The organism is Streptomyces sp. NPDC052682, from assembly GCF_040678435.1.
Classification (GTDB): domain Bacteria; phylum Actinomycetota; class Actinomycetes; order Streptomycetales; family Streptomycetaceae; genus Streptomyces.
Map to the genome: position 1 here is coordinate 74,006 of NZ_JBFATS010000006.1, position 20,642 is coordinate 94,647.

Here is a 20,642-nt window from a genome sequence, read left to right on the forward strand (position 1 = left end):
GCCGCTCGACCTGCTTGACCCAGAAGCCGAACCTCTCGTCCGCTCACTGTCAGACCCGTGGACCACCATGTCCCCATGCGGCGTTCCGACGAGGTGGCGGGAGACGGGATGACGTCCGGTGGGCTGGTGACGGCGCGGGCCGAGGTGGCGGCCCCGGACGATCACGGGGTGGCGGCCGCGCTGGACGGGCTCGTCGACGGCTCGGGGTACTGGAGCGGCAAGGGCGCGCTGGCCGGCATCGAGCGGACGGCCCGTTATCTGGCCGGGACATGGGATCCGGCCCCGCCGGACGAGGGCCCGGGCAAGGCAGGGGAGGGGTCCTGGGCACGGTTCATCGGGCGTATCGGCGCGGTGGCGTTGCGCGCCGCCGTGCAGCCCACCCGCGACGAGCGGCGCCGCCGTCTGCTCACCCTGCTGGAGATCTGGGCGGACAGCCCCTTCGCCGACCCGCGGGCCCGGATACGCACCGGTCTGGTGCGGCCCGCCGCAGGCGCCCCCGCGGCCGTCCGGGACGAGCGCGGGGCGGCCGTCGTGGTCGGCTGGACGGCCGGCGGACTGCGCAGATTCGTCGACCTGCGGGCGGGGCAGGGCGATCCGCCGAGCCTGGGGGCGATCGAGGAGGTGACGGACGTCCCGCGGCGGGGATGGGGCAGCGCCGAGCAGGTGCGCCGGCTGGTCGGCCTCGTCCGGGAGCGCGGGCCGGTGCCCTGGGACCTCGACGCGGTCGCCGTGCTGAGGGAGGGCACCGGACTGGGCCGGGCGGCGGCGTCCTTCGCGCTGGCGGGCATGCTCACCCTGAGCCGTCTCCCCCGCCTCGACGACACCGAGCGCAAGCTCTACCGGGTCAAGGTGGCCGAGATCGAGGACGGCGTCCGCGAGGCCGGCCGGATGACCTCGCTCGACCGCCTCGAACTGGTGGCGGACGTACTGCCCGACGACCCCGCCGAGCTGTGGGAGCCGCACGGCATGCGCGCGGTGGCGGAGCGGATCGCGCAGGCGTGGCGGGAGCGGTACGGCCGGTGGACCCTGGTCCCGCAGCGCACCTTCGACGCGGCATTGGACCTGCAGCTGCCCCGGCTGTCGGCGGGCCGCTTCTGCGCGGTCTTCACCGATCCCGCCTCGATCCGCGGAGTCGGCTCCCACCTCGACACCTGGATCCGGAACAGCGACTTCAGCCCCTTCCCGACCGCCGGCGGCTGGGACCTGGCCGATTTCGAGGACACCCTGCGCACCGTCGTCCCGAACCTCTTCCGCGTCTACACGGAGTTCCCCGCCGGTGACCCGGTCCGCGCCGGAGCACCCGGCCTGGTGAGGGCGCTGCTGAAGCGCCTGGACCACCCGGGCCTGCTGCTGGACGCCGGCAACCTCAGCCGCGCGGTGGGGCGTACGGCCGCCGATGTGCGCGACCGGTTCGGCGCGCGGCCCTACACCGGTCCGGAGCCGCTGGACGCCGCGACCCTCGACGACGGTCTGACCGTGGTGGTGGACGGCGCCGTCGACCGCCGGGGCGAGCGGTTCCCGCCCAAGCTGTACTTCCGCCCGGCGTTCTACGGCGACGACGAGCGCTCCCGGACGCTGCGCGCGGCCCGGGCGGACTCCCGCTACGACCCCGAGCCGGAGTTCGTCGAGTGGCTGCGTGGCCCGGCCTGCGCGCGCATCGTCGAACGGATTGAGAACGCGCCGCTGCCACCGGGGTCGTACGAGACGAACCCGGTGCTCTCCGCGCCCGGCGTGCTGGCCGAGGCCGTCACCGGACTCGGCGTCGACGAGGACGCGGCAGCGCTCTACCTGCAGTTGCTGACCCTGCGCGCGCCGTCCGACCGCGCCGTGCGCACCTGGAACGGCTGGACGGCCGCCCGGCACGAGAAGGCCGCCGCCGTACTGCTCGAGCGAGGCCTGGCCGTCCAGGACAGACGCGCCCGGGCGGGCCGCCGGCTGTTCCTGCCGGGCGAGTGGATCGACGCCAGGAAGCCCTACCCGCCCATGGAGGCCTGGAAGGCCGAACTGCTCGGGGTGAAACGCTCCTACAACGGCCGGCTGGAGAACCCGCTCCCGCTCCCCACCCGCACGCTGCCCGAACTGTTCGCGCACGCCTGGGACCTGGTCCGGCGGGGACGGGGGCCGTCGGCGTAGGCGCCCGGTGGCGGGAACGCGCGAGGTTCCCGCCACCCACGGGCGGGGCCGCAGGCCGTGTCGCCCGCGGCCCCGCTCAGGCGAGGGATCAGGACGGGTCGCCGTACTGCAGGCCGCGTCCGTTGGTGCCGACGTAGACGCGGCCGTACGTGTCGGGGTCACCGGTGATGACGCCGACGCCGCCGATGGCGCCCCACTGGTGGGCCTTGTCGTTGACGCGGAGCCAGGTGGCGCCCTTGTCGGTGGAGCGGAAGACCCCGGTGACGTCCTTGACGGTGCCGATCAGGTACAGGGCCTGGTAGGAGGTGCCCGGCTTGGCCTTGCCGAAGCCGAGGGCGGAGGCGGACTGCACCGACCTGAGCGTGGTGAAGGTGCGGCCGCCGTCGGTGGAGTGCAGCAGCCCCTTGCCGTCGCCGGCGATCCACAGGTCCCCGGCGACGCCGGGCACGGCCACCAGCCGGCCGGCGGGCAGGTTGCCGGCGCGGGCGGTGAAGGTCGCGCCGCCGTCGGTGCTGGCGTAGAGGGTGCCGCCGGACAGCGAGTAGAACGTCCTGGCCGAGGAGCGGTCGGCGACGACCACCGCACCGGTGCCCAGGCCGCTGACCTTCGACCAGCTCGCCCCCTTGTCGGTCGAGCGGTACGGGGCCTGCCCGGCCTCGGTCCAGACGATGCTGGAGCCGTCCGCCGCGAGCGCGACATGACCGCTGTCGGCGCTGCCGACCGGCTCCGCCTTGAAGCCGGTCCAGCTGCTGCCCCCGTCGGTGGAGTAGGCGCCGTCCTGCGCGCCGCCACGGCCGACGCGGACCATCATCGAGGGCCTGGCCTGGGCGAAATCGATGTCGCTGCTGTTGGTCATCATCGGGTTCTTCAGCCGGCCGGAGGGCACCTTCGCCAGGGAGTCGTGCCGGAAGCCGCCCTGGTCGCCCATGGCGGTGATGACGGTGGCGCCACCGGGCGGGGCGATCGCGTCCATCAGCGCGGTCTCCTCCAGCCCTCGGGCGCCCGCGGTCCAGTGGCTGGTGCCGCCGCTGTCGGACGCGTTGGCGTCCTTGCTGCGCCAGATGCCGTTGCCGGTGCCGTACAGCACATGCCCCGAGTCGAAGGGATCGATGGCCAGGGCGGTCATCCAGTGCCCGGTGTGGGTGCCGACGTAAGGAGCGGCGGAGGCTTTGCGCACGGACTTGCCGGCCAGGGCCTTCCAGGTCTTGCCGCCGTCGGTGCTCCGGTAGATCTCGTCCTCGGGCCACCAGCGGCCGAGCGTGGTGACCATCACCGTGGACGGCTTGCGCGGGTCGACGGCCAGACCGGAGAACCCGTAGGTGCCCTGGGACGGGGAGATGTTCTTCCATGCCCCGCTGTCCGGCGTGTACTTCCACACCGAGCCCGCCGTCACGCCGTTGGGCCCGAGGTTGTCGGTGTACGTCAGGTACAGCGAGCCGTCACCGGAGAGCACACCGTGCTGCGGCAGCTGGCCGGTGGGCTGCCCGGAGACGGCCTGCCAGGTGCTGCCGCCGTCGGTGGAGCGGTACAGGGAGGCGGACCTGTCGGCGACGCCGACGTAGACCGTCTCGCTGCCGGCCGGCCCGTACGTCACGAAGGAGATGCCGGCGCCGCTGCTCGCCCCGTCCTTGACGGGGAACGAGGAGACCTGGCGCCAGGTCTTGCCGTAGTCGGTGCTGCGCCACAGGCCGTTCTTGCGGGTGCCGAGGAGCAGGGTGCCGTGGTGCGCGGGGTCGATCACGAGCCGCTCGCCCGCCCCGCGGCCGTCCTCGTTGCCGCCCAGCTTGAAGGGCAGATCGGTGCGCTGGAAGGTGCGGCCCCGGTCGGTGGAGCGCAGGATCGCGCCGTTGCCCGCCCACTCGTTGGTGTAGGTGCCCGCCCCGAGGTAGAGCCGCTTGGGGTCGACGGGGTCGGTGGCCACCGAGTCGATGCCCAGCAGGTTCCAGTCCTTCTCGCCGATCCAGTCGGTCAGCGGGATCCACTGCTCGGCCCCGGTGTCCCAACGGTAGGCGCCGCCCATGTCGGTGCGCGCGTACAGCAGGCCCTTCTCCCGCGGGTTGAACACCAGCCCCGTGACGTAACCGCCGCCCACCACCTGGGCGTTCTTCCACCTGTACGGTCCGGCCGCGGCCGTGGTCCGCGCCCCGCCGGTCCCGGCCACCTGGGCCTGCGCTTGCTCCGTCTTCACCAGCTTCCACTGCTGGTCGGTGCTGCCGCTGCGCGGATACTGGACGACCGCCGCGCCGTCGGCCTTTGAGCCCCCGGAAACGTCCAGGACCTGACCGCTCCGGCGGGAGGTGAAGGTGACGGCGCCGGAACCGTCCACCTCGTCGATCCGCCACTCCTGGGCGGTGGAGGAGGAGTCGCTCTGCTGCTCGGCGGCGGCGCCCCGGGCGGTCGAACCACCCGCTATGCCCAGCACTTTGCCGCTGTTGCGGTTCACCAGCTCGTAGTAGCCGTCCCCCGTGGGCTTCAGCTTCCACTGCTGGTTGGCGGTGTGCTGGTCGGTCCACTGCTGGATACGGGTGCCGTCGGCCGTGGAGAAGCCGTTGACGTCCAGCACCTTGCCGCTGCGCACGGAGACCAGCAGGTAGTAGGCATGGGCGTCGATGGTCGCGGCCTGCGAGTCCTCCTGCGCGAACAGGAGGTACGGCACGACGACGGCGGGCACGCCGAGCAGCAGACCGGTGGCGGTCCAGCGACGACGATGACGCCCGCGGCGCCCGCCGTTCGTGGGGTGGTTCATGAGGGGGGTGTTCTCCTTGCGAGCCGTTCACCAGAGGAAAGCCGGATCCGGGCCACGCGACTGGCCGGATCCAGTCCCTTGTGGTCACAGGCTCAGCAAAGGGTTGCCGCGAGCCGGAAACTTTTTCCGGCTCGCTCGGCAGGACTGGGCGGGTGGCGCCGACCGACGCCAGGGCCTTGTCGGCGACGTCCACCGCTCTGGGGAAGTCGTCACTCACCCTCACGGCTGGATGCGCCACAGGGGAGCGGCGTACTGCTCCGGTCTGCTGCTGATCAGCAAGTGCCGCAGCGCCTCACGCTGAGTGCCGCTCAAGCTCAGCGCCTCCGTGAGCCGGCGGAACGTGGTGTGGGTGATGCCGCGGCTTCGTGCCTCGGCCTCGAACCGGTCGAGTCGGGGCAGCAAAGCCCCGGCGTCCAGCTCCACCACCGCCTGCTCCTCCAGCCGCAGCGCCTCGTCCCGCTCGCGGTCGATCTCCGAGAAGCCGCACACCCCACGGCTCAGTGCCTCGACTTCGTCCAAGGTGGCCGTGGTCATGAGGGCGCGGGCCAGCTGGTTGCGGCTCAGTGCCTCGTCCGGGTCGACTTCGTGGACCGCCGGGCCCTCGTCGGTGAGGGGGACGGGAGGGCCGGCATCCCGGACCTCGCAGGTGCCGCGCACGCCGCGGGCCGTCGCCGCGAGCATCCCGGCCGCCTCGGAGGGGTGCCACTCCAGGACCGAGCCGACCGGCTCCACATCCTCGGCCGTGAACGTGTGGACGACCGGGCCGAGCAGCCCGCGCAGATCATCCAGAGGCAGTTCCCCGTCCAGGCCGGGCCCTGCGACCAGCAACCGCAAGGGCGCGTTCACCTGGCAGCACGCTGCGAGAGTGAGGGCGTCCGCCAGCGGACTCTGCAGAGTCGGTTCGTCGCCCCGCGCCAGCACGTCGCCGCCCACGTCCAGAAGATCGACCGCCTCCGGCTCCAAGCGGCGGACCAGCTCCTCCAGTTGACGCGTGATCCCCTCGGCCCCGTGCCGCGGGTCGATCAGCGCGAACGTGTGGGGAAGCTCAGCCGCGAGCCGGGGGAGCGTGGAGCTCGCCGGGGCGATCGGCCGGGCCTGCGCCGGCACCCTCCAGACGGTCGAGGTGAGGGGTTCGAGGCCGGTGAAGTTCTCGGGCCCTCGAGGCCCCGGCACCGGGTCGATCAGCAGGCGGTCCCATGCGTACGTGAGGATCACCGCCCGGCGGTCGCCGTCGCCGTACAGGGCGGCGTCAAGCATCGCGGCGGCGACTGCGTCGCCCCCTCCTCCTACTGCGACGATCAACCGCGTCATGGACCCCACACTACGGGCTCGAGCATGGGCAAATCAGCCCATAGCGGCCTGCCGGCGGCGCCGCCAGGGGAGCGAAGCGCTCGCGCGCGCCAAAATCAAGGCCGCCAGGGCGGCTGCTCGAGGCTAGGCTCCCGTGAACATCAGCCTCGGCACTGAGCCGGGGCTTGGGGTGCGGTTGCTCCAGTCGGGGCACCAGGGGGGCGGGCGAATGATGAAAACTTCTGCGGTCGGAAGACGCATCGTCACGGCGGCGGGTGTCGTGTCAGTGCTGGCACTGACCGGCGCGTGCGGCACGGACGGCGGGGACGACGCAGGCGGAGGTGGAACGCCTGCGACTGCCGGGTCCACTGTGTCCGCGGCCGGGAACGGACTCGATCAAAAGAGCCTCGACCGTCTGGCGTTGACCACCCAGGACGTCTCCGGTTACACCGTCAAAACCGTCAGAGGTCAGGGCCGACCGGTGGACCACGACATGCTCACGACCTACCGCGCCGTCACACCGGCCCCTTGCCGGCCCGTCTACGCGGCCGCACAGTTGGGCAGCTTGCACGACTTCACGGCGAAGGTCAGCCAGGACGTCGTGTCCACCTCCGACGATCTCGGACAGCACGCGAGTGTCGGCCTGACGTCCTACACCCTTGCCGACGCCCGCACGGTGATGAGGGAACTGCGCACCGCGCTGCCGAAGTGCGCCACCGCCGAGATGCGCCCGTCCGCCGCCCACCCAGGTGCTGGACTGGGCTACTCCGGTTCCCAGCCCCGGTCTGTTCCCGGTCACGGCGACGAGACACTCGCTTTCGACGCCACCCAGGTCATCGTCAGCGGAGGACCCAGCATCCCCGTCACCGTTCTGGTCGTCCGACAGGACTCCACCATCGCCACGTTCCTGTCCCTCAACCCCATCCAGCCCCCGACCATCCCCCAGGACATCGTCGACGCGCAGCTGAAGAAACTGGCCTGACCTGGCCGGCGGGGGATGACGTGTCCGCGCCGAGCGTTCGAAGCGCGACCGTCGCAGCCTGCAAGGCTCGTGCGAAAAAGCTCCAATTTTGACCTCTTCGTCCCGAAGCAACTTGGGTGGGGGCGGTGCCTTGGGCTGATGTAGCTCTCATCTGCTGCAACGGTCCGCAGACGTCCACGCTTGTCCGCCGCTGTTCGCCAGCGTTGTCACGCAGTCAGACACTCACTGGGGACGCGGACCACCTGTGAGCCGCTGCGTGGGTTCCACGGGAAGCCCGCTGCTTAGGTCAGACGGCTATGCCATCAGCGCACAAGAAACCGTGCTGCCCACGGGTGGCCATGACGCGTACCGTCGTTCGGAACGGGGCGAGCCCGGAGACCAGCGGCCCCGTTGACGAGCGGCCGCCTCGGGTGCCACCGCCGCGTACGAACCAGTGGTTGCCCGGCGAGCGGGCCCGCGGAACTCACGGGGCGGAGGACGTGGTCTGTGTCGGCGCCCGTGAGTCGCCGTCCGTCGACGCCGGGGGCGAGAACGCGAACAGGGCCACCAACGCGGCGACCACCGTCCCCCAGACGCAGATCGCGCCCACGAGATCGCGTGCATGCGGGCCGCCGCCCGTCGCGGCCTGGTCCCTGAGGCGGTATACGGCCACCGCCGCCGCCGTCGCGACCAGAAGGATCAGGACTGCTGTGCCGTCCATTTGCAGTGTCATTGCAGGGCCTTTCGAGGATCGGGGCCTGCCCGCCGGCGTCCGGTGGATTCCGGGCGGGCAGGCGCGACCGATGTGCTGCGTCGTGGCGTCGGATCGTGGGACGTAAGGGGCCGGACAGCCGCCGTGCAAGCTTCCTGACATCCCGTCTTCACGGTCCGGAGGATTCTCAACTGCCGTCAGTGGCCCGTGAGTTCAGGAGCGCCTGACGTATGGGTCAGAGTAGGGATACTCCCGAAGCCTCGTCATGAGCCGTATGTGTACAAACCCGCGGGACGCACCTTGACGTTCTGCACAAGTCGGTCGGCGCGGGTGACCAGTGCGTCAGGTTCCGGTTCGGCGCGGTGCGGCGTGTCCCTGCCCGATGTCCGCCCGCCCCCGGCCACCGCGCCACGCGGTGCCGGGGCTCGGCCTCGCGCTGCGTCGACCGTCAGGCGCGCGTGCTACTGGAGATCTGCCAGGTTGGCATCCCGGATCTCTTGCGGTAGGAGGCGGTATGGATTCGAGTCGGGACAGTACTGCCTCGGCGTCCAGCTTCGCCGCCGGCTGCTCCCTGAGCCACAGCGCCTTGTTGCGCTCGTAGTCGATCTCCGAGAAGCCGCATATTTCGCGGCTGAGGGCCTCGACCTCGTCCAGGGTGGCCGTCGTCATGATCGCGCGGGCCAACTGGCTGCGGCTCAGGGCTTCATCCAGGTCGACTTCGTGGATCGCTGGGCCCTCGTCGGTGAGGGGATGGGAAGCCCCGCGTCCCGGACCTCGCAGGTGCCGCGTACTCCGCGGGCCGTAGCCGCGAGCATTCCGGTGGCCTCGGAGGGGTGCCACTCCAGGACCGAGCCGACCGGTTCCACGCCCTTGGCCGTGAGGGTGTGGACGAGTGGGCCGAGTACGCCGCGCAGGTCGTCGGCTGGCAGTTCCCCGTCCAGGCCCGGTCCCGCGATCAGCAGCCGGATGGACGCGTTCACATGGCCGCATGCCGCCAGTGTGAGGGCGTCCGTGAGCGGGCTCTTCAGTGTCGGCTCGTCGCCTCGTGCCAGCAGGTCACCGCCCACGTTCAGGAGGTCGATCGACTCGGGCTCCAAGTGGCTGATCTGCTCTTCGAGCTGACGCGTGACGCCCTCGGCGCCGTGTCCCGGGTCGATCAGCGCGAACGTGTGCGGGAGCTTCGCCGCGAGTCGGGGAAGCGTGGAGCCTGCCGGGGCGATGGGGCGGGCTTTCGCCGGCACTTTCCAGACGGCCCGCGTGAGGGGGGTGAGGCCGGTGAAGTTCTCCGGTCCTCGGGGCCCGGCACCGGGTCGATCAGCAAGCGGTCCCACCCGTGCTACATCGAAGCGACGCTGCCTCGACTGCGACGGCAGCGGCAGGGAGAGAGTATGGATGGCCTACATGATCGACCGCTATCCCTGCGAGGACTCACCGCGGCTCGGCGCGATGACCTTGCACCCCGTCGCGGAGTCTGTACCCCGGGCCCGGCGCTGGCCTGCTCGGTCGGCGACTGCACCACTCCACGCGGTCGGGTGCCACCCTGAAGGACACGATGGTGCGGGCCGGGCAGTCCTCCGAGAAGGCCGCGTCGCCGCTGGCCTCGACGCCACAGTGCAAAGGCTCGGGCCGAGGCCGCCCAGCAGCGGTTTGGCACGAATGTGGCACGCGGCGAGTGATCATCACCCACAACAACAAGGCCCAGGTCTCTGAACCTGGGCCTAAGCAGTGGAGCGGGTGACGAGAATCGAACTCGCGCTCTCAGCTTGGGAAGCGACGGCGCTTGCGTGGCGGTATGGCTGCTGACCTGGGTGGATTCGTTGTGCTGCGGCAGGAGTGAGGGCCTGGTGGCACCTTTGTTGACCGTGGTTGTCCGCCCTGAAGGGCACGCTATGGGCACGACGCGGTGAGGCGGACGAGCGCCGTGCCTACGCCACGTTCTCCATGCTCAGGGTTCGTCGACGCGTAGGTCGACTGAGGAAAGTCGTTGCGACTGCACATGGATGTCGGTCCCTCGGATGGCGAAGAGGATTCGGCCGCGATCTACGACCGGTTGCTGGTGCGGATCGAGGTCGGGTACCTGGAAGACACCTCGAACTTCGCCGCGCTCGTCCGCTCCGCCGTCAGCCGCCCGGCGCACCGACACGGACCACGGTCGAGCTGCGCTTGAACGACGCGCCGTACCCCCGTCGGGCCCTCGCCGTACCGCCGCCGGACGCCGAAGAGGGCCCTCCTTCCGGGCTCGGCGCCCCGCTCCGTCAAGTCCGGAACAAGCCCTGCGAAGACGGGGCAGAAGCGACGATGATGATCTGCATGTCGGAAGATCTTGAGGTCCTCGCCCTCGTCTGCACCGGGCTGTACGCCGGATACATGCTCGCCTTCCAGTCGGGTGTCATGCCCTCCCTGAGAGAGGTGGACGACGCTTCGTTCACCCTCGTCATGCGGACGGTGAACCGAAGGGTTCCCGGGCCGGTGTTCCTGCTGCTCTTCCTCGGCTCACTGGCCTTCCCCGCCGCCTCGTTCTTCGTGGTGCCGGAGGCGCGCGACGGAAGCGAGACGGCCCTCGTGGGGGCTGCCGCCGGTTGCGCGCTGGTGGGTCATCTGATCACCGCGGGCGGCAACGTCCCCCTGAACAACGCGCTGGAGAATTCCCGTCACCGGGGCGACGAGCGGGCCGCCCGGGGGGCGTTCGAGGGGCGGTGGAACACCCTGCACGGAGTGCGGACCCTGTTCGCCGTCGCCGCCTTCGTCCTCATGGCCGTGGCCCTCGCCCAGTGAACCCCGTGGGGTGTTCCAGACGTACGTGTCCCACCCGCAGATCGAGACGATCGCGTATGCATCTGAGTCTGAGGGCTATGTACCGTCTGCCGCGTGGAGACTTGAATGAAGGTCATGAGCACTCAAGCGCAGAACACCGCACCCATCCTTGTCATAGGCGGCACCGGCAAGACCGGACGACGGGTTGTCGACCGCCTCCAAGCGCTCGGCCGCCCCGCGCGGGTCGGCTCCCGCAGCAGCGAGATCCCCTTCGTCTGGGAGGACGAGAGCACCTGGGAGGCCGCGCTGGACGGGGTCTCCGCCGCCTACGTGACCTACTACCCGGACCTCGCGTTCCCCGGGGCCAAGGAGACCGTGGAGCGGTTAGCCGCCTTCGCTGTCGCGCGGGGTGTCCGCCGCCTGGTGCTGCTGTCCGGCCGGGGCGAGGAGGGCGCCGTCGCCAGTGAGGACGCCCTCAAGGCGTCCGGCTGCGACTGGACCGTCGTCCGGGCCAACTGGTTCAACCAGAACTTCAGCGAGAGTTTCTTCCTCGATCCGGTCCGCTCGGGTGAACTGGCGCTGCCCACCGGGGACGCCGTCGAGCCGTTCGTGGACGCCGACGACATCGCCGACGTCGTGGTCGCCGCACTGACCGACGCCCGTCACGTCGGCAAGACCTACGAACTGTCCGGTCCGCGGCTGCTGAGTTTCCACGACGTGGTCCGGGAGCTGTCGGCGGCCACTGGCCGGACCATCACCTACGTGCCGGTCAGTGCCGACGACTACCGCGCGGCGCTGCGAGAGCTCGGCGAGCCGGAGGAGTTCGCGGACCTCTTCACCCTCATCGTCGACGGCCGCAACGCCAGCGTGGTGCACGGCGTCCGGGAAGCGCTCGGGCGAGAGCCCAAGGACTTCTCGGACTACGCCAAGGAGGCCGCGGCCACCGGGGTCTGGGACGCCTGATCACCGGTGTCCGACAGTGGTGATCCGCCTGAACCGGGCGCCCCGGACGGCGGATCACCGCACTGGCCGTGTATCGCCACAGGCCGATCAAGCCATGCGCCCTCGGCGACGACGCCGGGGGAAGCTCAGAGAAGAGAGGGACGCCATGGACGGGCTGCTGTGGGGAGGCAGGGGCGTGGACACGCTGCCCCGCCATCTTCGCGGATTTGCGCAGACGCACCTCGCGCTGAGACGCGACTCCCGGCGGCTGGTGGCTGCGGCGCCGCTTCTGACCTCCGCCGGTCTTCCCCGGGCCGCGGAATGGTGGCGGCAGCTCAGAGCCATCGTCGACTGGCACCACCGCACCGAGGACCAGATCCTCTGGCCGGGTCTGATCGAGCACGTACCGGAGATCGCGGCCGGGTCCCATCGCATGGTCCAGGACCATGTGGCCCTCGACGACTCGATGCTCCGCGTGACCAGGGCGTTGGAGGGAGGAAACGCCGAGCTGATCGGCTGCCCCGTCGACACCTTCGACACCGTCCTCCACCGGCACCTGCACGAGGAGGAGAAGCTGACCTTCCCGGTCTTCGCCCGCGTACCGGCCGACGTGTTCGCCGCCCTGGAACGCCGTGTTCTCGCGGCGGCGCCCCTCCGCGTCAAGCGGGTCCTGCCCCCGTGGCTGCTTGACGGACTCCCGCAGCCGGACGGGCTGATGCCCGCGCCGGTGCGCCTGATGGGACGCACCCTGCTGCAAGGTGCCTACCGCCGCTCGCTCACCGGAATCCTGGACCCCCGGTGAACGGCCTGCCGCAGGGCCTCCGGGTGGCCGGCGGCCGCACCGGCGGTGCCGCGTCCGCCGCCCGTCGATCCGACCAGGGGAACACCATGCGCCCTTCCCGCGCCATCCCGGCGGCCGCCACGCCACCGGACCCCGTCCTTGTCGCTGCCACCATCGGCACCGGCTTGATGGCTGGCCTCTACCTCGGGTTCGACGTCGGTGTGATGCCCGCCCTCGCGCGGCGGGGGGACGAGAGGTTCGTCGCCGCGATGCGCCGGGCCAATGAAGCCCTGGACGGCAACGCCCCCTTCGGGGCACTCTTCCTGGGTGTGTTCCTGGCCACCGGTGTCGCCGCACGCCGACTCGACCGCGCGGACGGGAGCGCCGCCGCCCGGGAGGCTCGTTCGGCCGCGGTGCTGTACGGCCTCAGCGTCGTGGTGACGATCTGCGTCAACCTGCCCCTGAACCGCAGGCTGCGCGACGCCTCGGGCACGTCAGCGGCCGACCTGGCGGCGGCGAGAGCCGCCTACGAGCGACCCTGGCGCAGGGCCAACGCGGTCCGTACGGTCGCGTGCCTGGCCGCCCTCGCCCTGCTGGGAGACGCGGCCCGGCGGCGGACGATCACCCGGGCGCGTTGACACACGAGAACCATCGTGGGTCCGGTCCTCTCGATAGGCCGGACTCACGGTCGCGCCTCCTCCCGGGAGGGGAACGGCCGGGGCCGAGGCGCGCGCCGCGAGAAACGACAGCGAAACGGTGCGAGGTGACGGTTGTGGATACGCTCAGCGGCCTGCTGGGGAGCCCCAAGGCGCGGGGTGCCTTCCTCCTGAAATCGGTGTTCAACCCCCCGTGGGGACTGCGCATCGAGGACCGCGCGCCCCTGTCGCTGGTCACTATGATGCACGGCTCGGCGTGGGTGCTCCGCGAGGGCTGCGACCCGGTGCGGCTGGCGGCGGGGGACGTGGCGGTCCTGCGCGGCCCCGAACCGTACACGCTCGTCGACGACCCGGCGACACGCCCGGGCATCACCGTCGACCCCGAGCAGCGCTGCCACACCATTGACGGGGAGGACGTCACCGAAGCGATGTCCCTGGGCGTACGCACCTGGGGGGAGCCACACCGCACGGGGTCGGCCGTGATGCTCAGCGGCACCTATCAGGCGCCCAACGAGGTCGGGCGCAGGCTGCTCGCCGGCCTGCCGGCCCTGCTGGTCCAGCCCGCTTCCGCCGCGCGGGCCCCGCTGATCGGCATGCTGGCCGCCGAGGTGGACAAGGAGGACATCGGCCAGGAGGTGGTCCTCGACCGGCTGCTCGACCTGCTGCTCATCAACGTCCTCCGCTCCTGGCTCATGGAGCCGGGCACCGGCGCGCCGCTCTGGTTCCGGGCCCAGAGCGACCCGGTGGTGGGGCGGGCTCTGCGGCTGCTGCACGAGCGGCCCAGCGAGCCGTGGACGGTCGCATCGCTCGCCTCCTCCGTCGGGACCTCCCGGGCGGTGCTGGCACGTCACTTCACAGAGCTCGTCGGTGAGCCACCGATGTCCTATCTCACCGGGTGGCGGCTGACGCTCGCCTCCGAGCTGCTGCGAGACCCCGAGCTGTCCGTCGCCGGTATCGCCCAGCGGGTGGGGTACTCGGGCCCGTTCGCCCTGAGCGCCGCGTTCAAGCGGGAACGCGGCGTCAGCCCGCAGGAGTTCCGCCGGGGCAAGCGGGCCGGCGAGGCCATGGCCACCGGCTCCGACGACCGGACGGTCATCCTCAGACGCTGACCTGCGGCCCGGCGCACCGCGCCGGAACCGTCGGGGGAGTCCGGGCGGGCACCGCCACGGCGGTGAGCAGCAGTCCCCTGTCCACGCACCAGCGGCCCATGTAGCGCGCCGCGACGCCGCCGTGTCCCGGCGCCCCGGCGCCGGGCCCGGTCGCCTGGCCGTTCTCCGACCGTCGCCGCACCGGAGGCGGCGGCGTGCGGTCGGGGTGGACCTCGGCGGTCAGCAGACCTCCGGCGGTAAACGTGACCTCGATGGCGGCCGTGCCGATCCACCGGCGGGTGGCCGGGTGCCACGCCTTGTAGACGGATTCCTTGGCGCTGAACAGCAGCCGGTCCCAGGGCAGACGGGGATGCTTCCCGGTGAGCCGGGCCACCATCCGCCGCTCGCGCTGCGAGGCGACCAGCCCCAGGACACCGGGCGGCAGCGGGAGGGCGGGTTCGGCGTCCACGCCCAGCGCCCCCCAGGCGTCGGCGCGCGCCGCCACCGCGCCCCGGTACCCCGCGCAGTGGGTGACGCTGCCGACGAACCCCGTCGGCCACGCCGGAGCGCCGTCCGCCGTGCGCAGCAGCGGGCCGGGCGGTGCGCCGAGGGCGTCCAGGCAGCGGTGGGCACAGGTGCGTGCGGCGGCGAACTGCCGGACGACCCGCTCCGGACGGCCCCGGACCAGGGCGAGTTCCCGGGGGTCCGCAGGCCGGAGGAGTGTGTCGTCGAACGCCTCCGCCCAGGCGACCCCCACAGGCACCAGCCGCTCGATCACGGCACGTCCGTCCGTACGGCGAACGGCACGACGCCTCGCTCGCGGAGCGGCGCGTCGGCCCGTACGGGAAGGGGGGTGAGGCCCGGCGTACGGGGCGCCACGACCCCCGTACGGATCCGCACCGGGCCCTCCTCGTCACCCGGCGCTGGGACGGCCCCGGCGGTGCACCGGACGGTGTCCCGGACAGTGCACGGGCCGGGGAGGACCCTGCTCACAGGGTGCCCGTCTCCTCGGCGCCCCAGGTGGTGCGGGCCCGCTCCACGGCCCGTTCGGCGATCCGGGCGACGGCCTCGGCCACGGCCTCCGGGTGCTCCAGAGGCAGGACGTGCCCGGCACGCGGGATCGACGTGAACACGGCGTCCGGGAGGGCCGACGCCAGCTCCCGGCCCAGTTCGGGCCGGATGACCCGGTCGGCCTCGCCCGCCAGGACCGCGGCGGGCAGCCGCGCGTCGGCGAGAGCGGCCCGCAGGTCCATGCCCCGGGAGGAGCGGAAGCAAGCCGCCCGCACCTCCGGCGCGGTCGCGGCGAACAACTGCCGATTGACCTCGCGCAGCCGGGGGGCCAGCGCCGCGCCCGTCATCTGCCGCAGCAGGGCCCGGCCCACAGTGGGGCGGCGCAGGGCCCAGGAGAAGAGCAGCGCCTCCATCATCCGCGCTTCGTTCTCGGGGGTGTCCTGGTCGTGCGCCGCCGAGGCGACCAGGACCAGACCCACCGGGCGGGCATCGGGCTCGGGCGCGGCCGCCAGGGCGAGCGCCGCGAATCCGCCGCCGGAGTGGCCGACGACGAGCGGCGCGCCTCCCGCGTACCGGACGACCGCCGCAAGGTCAGCGCTCATCGCGGCTGCGGTCACCCCGTGGGCGCCCACCGTGGAGGCGCCGTGGCCCCGCAGGTCATAGGCGACCACCGGGAAGCCGCGCCGCAGCAGCCGGTCGGTCACCGGGCTCCAGATCCGGCGGCTACCGCCCCAGCCGTGGGCGAGCACCACCGGGGGCCGGTCCTCGTCGCCCCGCTCGAGCGGGTCCAGGACGGAGACCGCCAGCCGGGCCCCGTCCTCGGTACCGAGGTACGTCTCACCGGGGGCGGGCGCGGTCACCGGGAGACCTCGGGGAGCGGGGCGGCGGAAGCAGCCGGGATCGGCGCGGCGGGCAGCAGGCGACCGAGCCGGCCGAACGCCGCCCGGGTGGCGCGGGTGTGCTGCGCGCCGATGTCCACGAGCCGGGCCAGGACGGCGAGTCCGCCGTGCGGCCGGGCCCGGAAACGCATCGCCAGCCGAGTGCCGCCGTCGTCCAGCGGGGCGAGGGTGAACTCCGCCGTGCCGCGGAAGGCCCCCTCCACGTACTCGAGGGCGAGACGCCTGCCCGGCTCCACGGCGGTCGTGCGCGCGGTGAACCGGATCTTCTTGCCGCCCTTGTCCACGCCCTTGGTGTGAACGGTGACCCGGGTGAGCGCGCCCACCCGGTCCGGGGCGCCGTTCACCGGCTCGAACGTGTTGTCCGGCACCCACCACCGGGCGGCGCCTGCGAGTTCCCCCACGAGGGACTCCCAGACCGTGTCCTGGCCGGCGGCGAGCAACGTCTCGTCGACGAGGTCATAGGTCTTCAACTGCACTCCTCCTCACGGAATCGACGGGGCCGGGCCGTTCTCGTGGAGCGGCCCGGGGCCGCGGTGGGTCAGTCGAAGAAACCCTGGCCGGGGGTGAGGACGTTGCCGGGGTCGAAGCGCCGCTTCGCCTCGCTCAGCGCCCGGTACGCCGGGCCGAAATGGCGGCGCCAGTCGGCGTTGGTCAGCCCGGGCACCGCGCCGACGAGGTACCGCTTGCCGCCCATCTCCACCGCCCGGTCGTACAGCCAGCGGTTCTGCTGCACCATGCGGGAGATGTCGTCGGCCCCGGTTCCGGGGTGCGGGAAGCGCAGCAGGTCGAAGAGGTAGCCCACCCGCTCCGTCGGCTGCACGGCCATGGGGGCGGTGACGTTGGAGGTGAGGTAGGGGTAGCTGAGCAGCGCCCCCGCGCCCAGCCCGTCCGGCGTCAGCTCGGCCTCCGCCAGGCGCAGGAAGCGCGCGGCCGAGGAACGCGGCAGGAAAAGGCTCAGCCAGGGCTTGGGCTGGTACCAGTGGCCGGCGTCCTTCAGGTACGCCTCGAAGCCGTCCACGCGGAAGAGGTAGTCGCGCAGCGCGAAGTCATCGATGTGCGCGTCGGCGCGTACGTCCCGCAGTCCCCGCAGCAACTGGGCGCGGTCCGGGACCTGGCCGCCGGAGTACGTGGCGACCGCCTCGATCTTGTAGCGCCAGCCCGAGTCGTCCGGGCGCCGGACCATCTCGCCGCCCTGCATCTGGAAGCGGTGGTCCGCCAGCAGGATCTCGGAGTCCTCCATGAAGGAGGCGACATCGTTGTAGAACAGGCTGAAGACGGTGGCCCGTTCGGCGGCGCGCACGGTCCGCAGGGTCACCTGGACGATGACGCCGACCTGTCCGCCGCCCGCCAGCGCGGTGCGGAACAGCTCGGGCCGACGGCTCGGCGAGGTGGTGACCACCTCGCCGGTGCCGGTCACCACCACCATCGACCGCACGTTGTCTGCGACCAGGCCCTCGGTGCCCATGGTCAGGCCGATGCCGCCGACGCTGATGGTGCCGCCGACGGAGAGCCGCAGGTAGTCGGGCAGGGCGGGCAGCGTACGGCCCCGGGGGAGCAGGTGGTCGGTGATCTCCGCCCAGGTCGCGCCCGTCTCCACGGTGACGGAGTCGGAGCCGGTGGACAGGATGCGCGCCATGCCCCGGGCGTTCACCGAGATGCCCCCGGAGACGGCGGCCTGACCGTAGCAGGAGTGGGACTCCAGGTCCCCGCCGGTGCCACCGCGGCCGTTGACGGCGAGCTTGAGCCCGTTCGTCCTGGCGTAGCCGATCATCTTGGCGATGTCCTGGACCGATCCGGGGGTGAGCACCGCCCACGGCACCGTGCCGGTCACGAGGCGGCCGAAGTCGTGGGCGTAGGAGTCGAACTGGGAGGTGTCGGTGGTGAGGGTGCCGTCGAGGTCGGGGACGGGCACGACTTGGTCGCCGGGACGGCGGGCGCTGTCGGCGGCCCATGCCCAGCTCCCGGTGGTGGCGTTCCAGCCGATCACAGTGGCGGCGGCTCCCACTGTGCCGAGGACCGCTCTGCGGGAGGGAGTGTGCAGGTTCATCGGGGAAACTCCGTGTCTCGTCGGTCGCGGGTACGTGGTCGTCAGGACGCGGCGGGCACGGGGGCGCGCAAGTCCTCCGTGGTGCTCAGAACGTGTTCGGCGGGGTCGAAGCGCCTGGCGGCCCGGCGGAAGCGCCAGGTGTACGTGGGCCAGATGGACGGGTTGCGCCCGTGCTCGTCGAGGTACCAGCTCCGGCAGTTGCCCGCGTTCCACACGGTGCCGCTGAGCCGTCGTTCGAGCTGTTCGTTGTAGGTCCGCTGGGCATCGGGGAGCACTTCCACGCTGGCCAGCCCGCGGCGGTCCATCGTCCGCAGGGCGTCGAGCAGATAGGTGATCTGCGCCTCGATCATGATCACCTGGGAGGAGTGTCCCAGGGTCGTGTTGGGCCCGAGCAGCATGAAGAGGTTGGGGAAGCCGGTCACGCAGGTCCCGCGGTGGGCGTTCATGCCCTCGCTCCACGCCTCCTTGAGGCTGACGCCGTCGCGCCCGAAGAGCCTTTCCGCGATCGGGCGCCGTACGGCCTCGAAGCCCGTCCCGAGGATGATCGTGTCCACCGGCCGTTCCCGGCCGTCGGCGGTGACCACGGCGTCGGCCGTGACCTTGGCGATGCCGTCGGTGACCAGTTCCACGTTGGGCTGCTGGATCGCCGGGTAGTACGTGTTGGAGAAGAGCAGGCGCTTGCAGGCCATGATGTAGTCGGGCGTGAGCGCCGCCCGCAGCCGCTCGTCCGGCACGCTCTTCTTGAGGTGGTCGGAGGCCATCTTCTGCATCTTCGCGGCGAGCGCGGGGCGCGCCATGACGAAGGCGAGGATCTCCCGGCCCCACATGTTGAAGTTCCGCCGGAAGCGCTGATAGCCGGGCACGGACGTCAGCAGGCGGGTCTGCAGGGCGCTGTTGACCTTGTCGTTCTTGGGCCCGATCCAGGGCGGGGTGCGCTGGTAGAGGTCCAGGTGGCCGACCTCCTGCTGGATGGCGGGCACGAACTGGATGGCGGAGGCGCCGGTGCCGATCACGGCGACCCGGCGGCCGGTGAGGTCCAGGTCGTGGCGCCAGCGCGCGGAGTGGAAGACCTCGCCCTCGAAGCCGGCCAGGCCAGGGATGTCGGGGATGGCCGGCTCGCTGAGGTAGCCGGTGCCGGTGACCAGCACCTGGGCCGTGTAGTTCCCGCCGGTCGTGGTCAGCAGCCAGCGCTTGTGCAGGTCGTCCCAGCGCGCCTCGGTGAGTTCGTGCCGGAAGCGGATGCGGGAGCGCACGCCGAACTGGTCGGCACAGTCGCGCAGGTAGTCGAACAGCTCGCGCTGCTTGCCGAAGGTGCTCTTCCAGTGGGGGTTCGGCGCGAAGGAGAAGGAGTACAGGTGCGACATCACGTCGCAGGCGCAGCCGGGGTAGGTGTTGTCCCGCCAGGTGCCGCCGACCTCGTCGGCCCGCTCGAAGACGAGAAAGTTCTCGATGCCCTGCCGCTGGAGCCGGATCGCGGTCCCGAGTCCCGAGAAGCCGCTGCCGATCACCGCCACTCGCAAGTCGCGTGCGGGGTCCATGGGTGCCTCTGCCACGCCCCTCACCCCTTGCGGGCCAGCGTGAGCCGGAAGTTGTTGAAGAAGCGGTCCTCCAGTGTGTACGCGAAGATGTCCAGGTAGCGCTCGAAGCGGGCGACCACCTCCTCGCTCTCCAGCGCGACCGCCTCGTCGCGCCGCTCGGCGAGCCGGGCCAGCCAGGCGCGGCAGGCGCGGGCGAACGCCTCGCGCTCGTTGACCAGCTCCACGACCTCGAACAGGCCCTCGGTCGCCGCCGCCAGCTCGTGCAGGTGCGGGATGTGCATCCCGGTGAACTCGGAGCGTTGGAGGAACTTCAGGTCCGCCAGGATCTTCCGCCCGATGGGTTGGGCCTCGGCGGTCATCGTGTGCAGGACGAACCGGCCGTCCGGGACCAGCGCCTCGTGCACCTGCTGGAAGAAGAAGCGGTAGCGCTTGGTCCGCTCCTTCGGGGGGAGGCTGGAGGGGACGAAGTGCTCCAGGGCGTTGACGCAGAACGCGGCGTCGTAGGCGCCGGGGGCGCGGTGCTCCGACCAGCTCTCGACCCGGGTGGTGATGGCCGGGTTGCCGAGTCCCGCCACATAGGTGGCCTGGGTACGGCTCAGGGTGAGGCCCACGGCCTCCCGTACGCCGTGCTTCGTGGTGAGGCGGTGGGCGAGGGTGCCCCAGCCGCATCCGATGTCGAGCACGCGGTTGCGTCCAGCCGCCCGCGCCAGATCGGCGAACACGTCGAGCTTGCGTTCCTGCGCCACGTCCAGAGCCTCGACCAGGCCCTCGCCCTGCTCCCAGTAGCCCCCGCTGTACATCATGCTGGGGCCCAGCAGCAGACGGTAGAACTCGTTTTCCACCTCGTAGTGGTGGCGGACCGCGTCCACCTCCGGCTCCCCGGTGTGGGAGGCAATGGTCGCCATCCTCGCCCTCTCTTCGCAGCTTCGGCCGTCGAGGCGCTCTCGCGCCGTCCGGCCGCCTGAACCGTGCTGGGGGTGAGCCAAGCGAATCAGCGCAATCCGACCGCAACACCACGGTGTGACCGCCCTGTTGCGGCTGGATTGCGAGGAGCGGCTTCCATGCGGACAGGACCGTCCGTCGC

General features: G+C 71.7%; 17 protein-coding genes and 3 pseudogenes. 9 read left to right on the plus strand and 11 right to left on the minus strand.

The features are described 5' to 3' along the window. Nucleotides 1–75 precede the first annotated feature (75 nt). Nucleotides 76–2,133 (plus strand): hypothetical protein, encoded by a 2,058-nt coding sequence (locus AB0K80_RS10935; RefSeq protein ID WP_365668084.1) that lies wholly within the window; start codon nt 76–78, stop codon nt 2,131–2,133. 88 nt (nt 2,134–2,221) lie between these two features. Here the strand turns inward: AB0K80_RS10935 and AB0K80_RS10940 are convergent, their stop codons facing one another. Together AB0K80_RS10940 and AB0K80_RS10945 are read right to left on the minus strand one after the other, a co-directional pair. Further along, on the minus strand, nt 2,222–4,879 hold the full coding sequence (locus AB0K80_RS10940; RefSeq protein WP_365668086.1) for an RICIN domain-containing protein: 2,658 nt from the start codon (nt 4,877–4,879) through the stop codon (nt 2,222–2,224). A gap of 219 nt (nt 4,880–5,098) precedes the next feature. Beyond that, nucleotides 5,099–6,190 (minus strand): DUF1152 domain-containing protein, encoded by a 1,092-nt coding sequence (locus AB0K80_RS10945; protein ID WP_365668088.1) that lies wholly within the window; start codon nt 6,188–6,190, stop codon nt 5,099–5,101. A 400-nt stretch (nt 6,191–6,590) separates the two neighbouring features. Between AB0K80_RS10945 and AB0K80_RS10950 the strand changes: the two genes are divergently transcribed. Beyond that, entirely contained in the window at nt 6,591–7,151 is a 561-nt protein-coding gene (locus AB0K80_RS10950; RefSeq protein ID WP_365668090.1) for a hypothetical protein, read from the plus strand. Nucleotides 7,152–7,614: 463 nt separating this feature from the next. Here the strand turns inward: AB0K80_RS10950 and AB0K80_RS10955 are convergent, their stop codons facing one another. After that, a complete protein-coding gene (locus AB0K80_RS10955) occupies nt 7,615–7,851 on the minus strand; it encodes a hypothetical protein (RefSeq protein WP_057608702.1) in 237 nt (78 codons plus the stop codon). A 510-nt stretch (nt 7,852–8,361) separates the two neighbouring features. Further along, nucleotides 8,362–9,184: pseudogene (locus AB0K80_RS10960) on the minus strand (DUF1152 domain-containing protein); the annotation flags it as partial. 50 nt (nt 9,185–9,234) lie between these two features. On the opposite strand from AB0K80_RS10960, the pseudogene AB0K80_RS10965 reads away from it, so the two are divergent. The 7 genes and pseudogenes from AB0K80_RS10965 to AB0K80_RS10995 form a co-directional block, all read left to right on the plus strand. Continuing rightward, nucleotides 9,235–9,336, plus strand: a pseudogene (locus tag AB0K80_RS10965) (ATP-binding protein); the annotation flags it as partial. A 523-nt stretch (nt 9,337–9,859) separates the two neighbouring features. After that, nucleotides 9,860–10,002, plus strand: a pseudogene (locus tag AB0K80_RS10970) (ATPase); the annotation flags it as partial. Nucleotides 10,003–10,152: 150 nt separating this feature from the next. Continuing rightward, complete coding sequence (locus AB0K80_RS10975) at nt 10,153–10,617, plus strand: DUF1772 domain-containing protein (protein ID WP_365668559.1); 465 nt, start codon at nt 10,153–10,155, stop codon at nt 10,615–10,617. Between the two features lie 114 nt (nt 10,618–10,731). Continuing rightward, entirely contained in the window at nt 10,732–11,559 is an 828-nt protein-coding gene (locus AB0K80_RS10980) for an NmrA family NAD(P)-binding protein (RefSeq protein WP_365668092.1), read from the plus strand. Nucleotides 11,560–11,704: 145 nt separating this feature from the next. After that, nucleotides 11,705–12,340, plus strand: a complete 636-nt coding sequence (locus AB0K80_RS10985) for a hemerythrin domain-containing protein (RefSeq protein ID WP_365668094.1) — start codon at nt 11,705–11,707, stop codon at nt 12,338–12,340. Between the two features lie 167 nt (nt 12,341–12,507). Further along, on the plus strand, nt 12,508–12,957 hold the full coding sequence (locus AB0K80_RS10990; protein WP_365668096.1) for a DUF1772 domain-containing protein: 450 nt from the start codon (nt 12,508–12,510) through the stop codon (nt 12,955–12,957). Nucleotides 12,958–13,091: 134 nt separating this feature from the next. After that, entirely contained in the window at nt 13,092–14,084 is a 993-nt protein-coding gene (locus AB0K80_RS10995; protein ID WP_365668098.1) for an AraC family transcriptional regulator, read from the plus strand. Here the strand turns inward: AB0K80_RS10995 and AB0K80_RS11000 are convergent. The 7 genes from AB0K80_RS11000 to AB0K80_RS11030 form a co-directional block, all read right to left on the minus strand. Next, a complete protein-coding gene (locus tag AB0K80_RS11000) occupies nt 14,074–14,841 on the minus strand; it encodes a 4'-phosphopantetheinyl transferase superfamily protein (RefSeq protein ID WP_365668100.1) in 768 nt (255 codons plus the stop codon). The two genes, AB0K80_RS10995 and AB0K80_RS11000, sit on opposite strands and share 11 nt — an antisense overlap. After that, entirely contained in the window at nt 14,838–14,963 is a 126-nt protein-coding gene (locus tag AB0K80_RS11005) for a hypothetical protein (RefSeq protein ID WP_365668102.1), read from the minus strand. The genes AB0K80_RS11000 and AB0K80_RS11005 overlap by 4 nt, the downstream gene beginning before the upstream one ends. A gap of 89 nt (nt 14,964–15,052) precedes the next feature. Beyond that, complete coding sequence (locus tag AB0K80_RS11010; RefSeq protein WP_365668105.1) at nt 15,053–15,934, minus strand: alpha/beta hydrolase; 882 nt, start codon at nt 15,932–15,934, stop codon at nt 15,053–15,055. Beyond that, on the minus strand, nt 15,931–16,443 hold the full coding sequence (locus AB0K80_RS11015) for an SRPBCC family protein (protein WP_365668106.1): 513 nt from the start codon (nt 16,441–16,443) through the stop codon (nt 15,931–15,933). Before AB0K80_RS11015 ends, AB0K80_RS11010 begins: the two co-directional genes overlap by 4 nt. Before the next feature lie 68 nt (nt 16,444–16,511). Next, on the minus strand, nt 16,512–18,020 hold the full coding sequence (locus AB0K80_RS11020; RefSeq protein WP_365668108.1) for an FAD-binding protein: 1,509 nt from the start codon (nt 18,018–18,020) through the stop codon (nt 16,512–16,514). Nucleotides 18,021–18,061: 41 nt separating this feature from the next. Beyond that, nucleotides 18,062–19,558, minus strand: a complete 1,497-nt coding sequence (locus AB0K80_RS11025; protein ID WP_365668561.1) for an NAD(P)/FAD-dependent oxidoreductase — start codon at nt 19,556–19,558, stop codon at nt 18,062–18,064. Between the two features lie 20 nt (nt 19,559–19,578). After that, nucleotides 19,579–20,463: a class I SAM-dependent methyltransferase gene (locus tag AB0K80_RS11030; RefSeq protein ID WP_365668110.1), complete on the minus strand. Its 885-nt coding sequence runs from the start codon at nt 20,461–20,463 to the stop codon at nt 19,579–19,581. Nucleotides 20,464–20,642 lie beyond the last annotated feature (179 nt).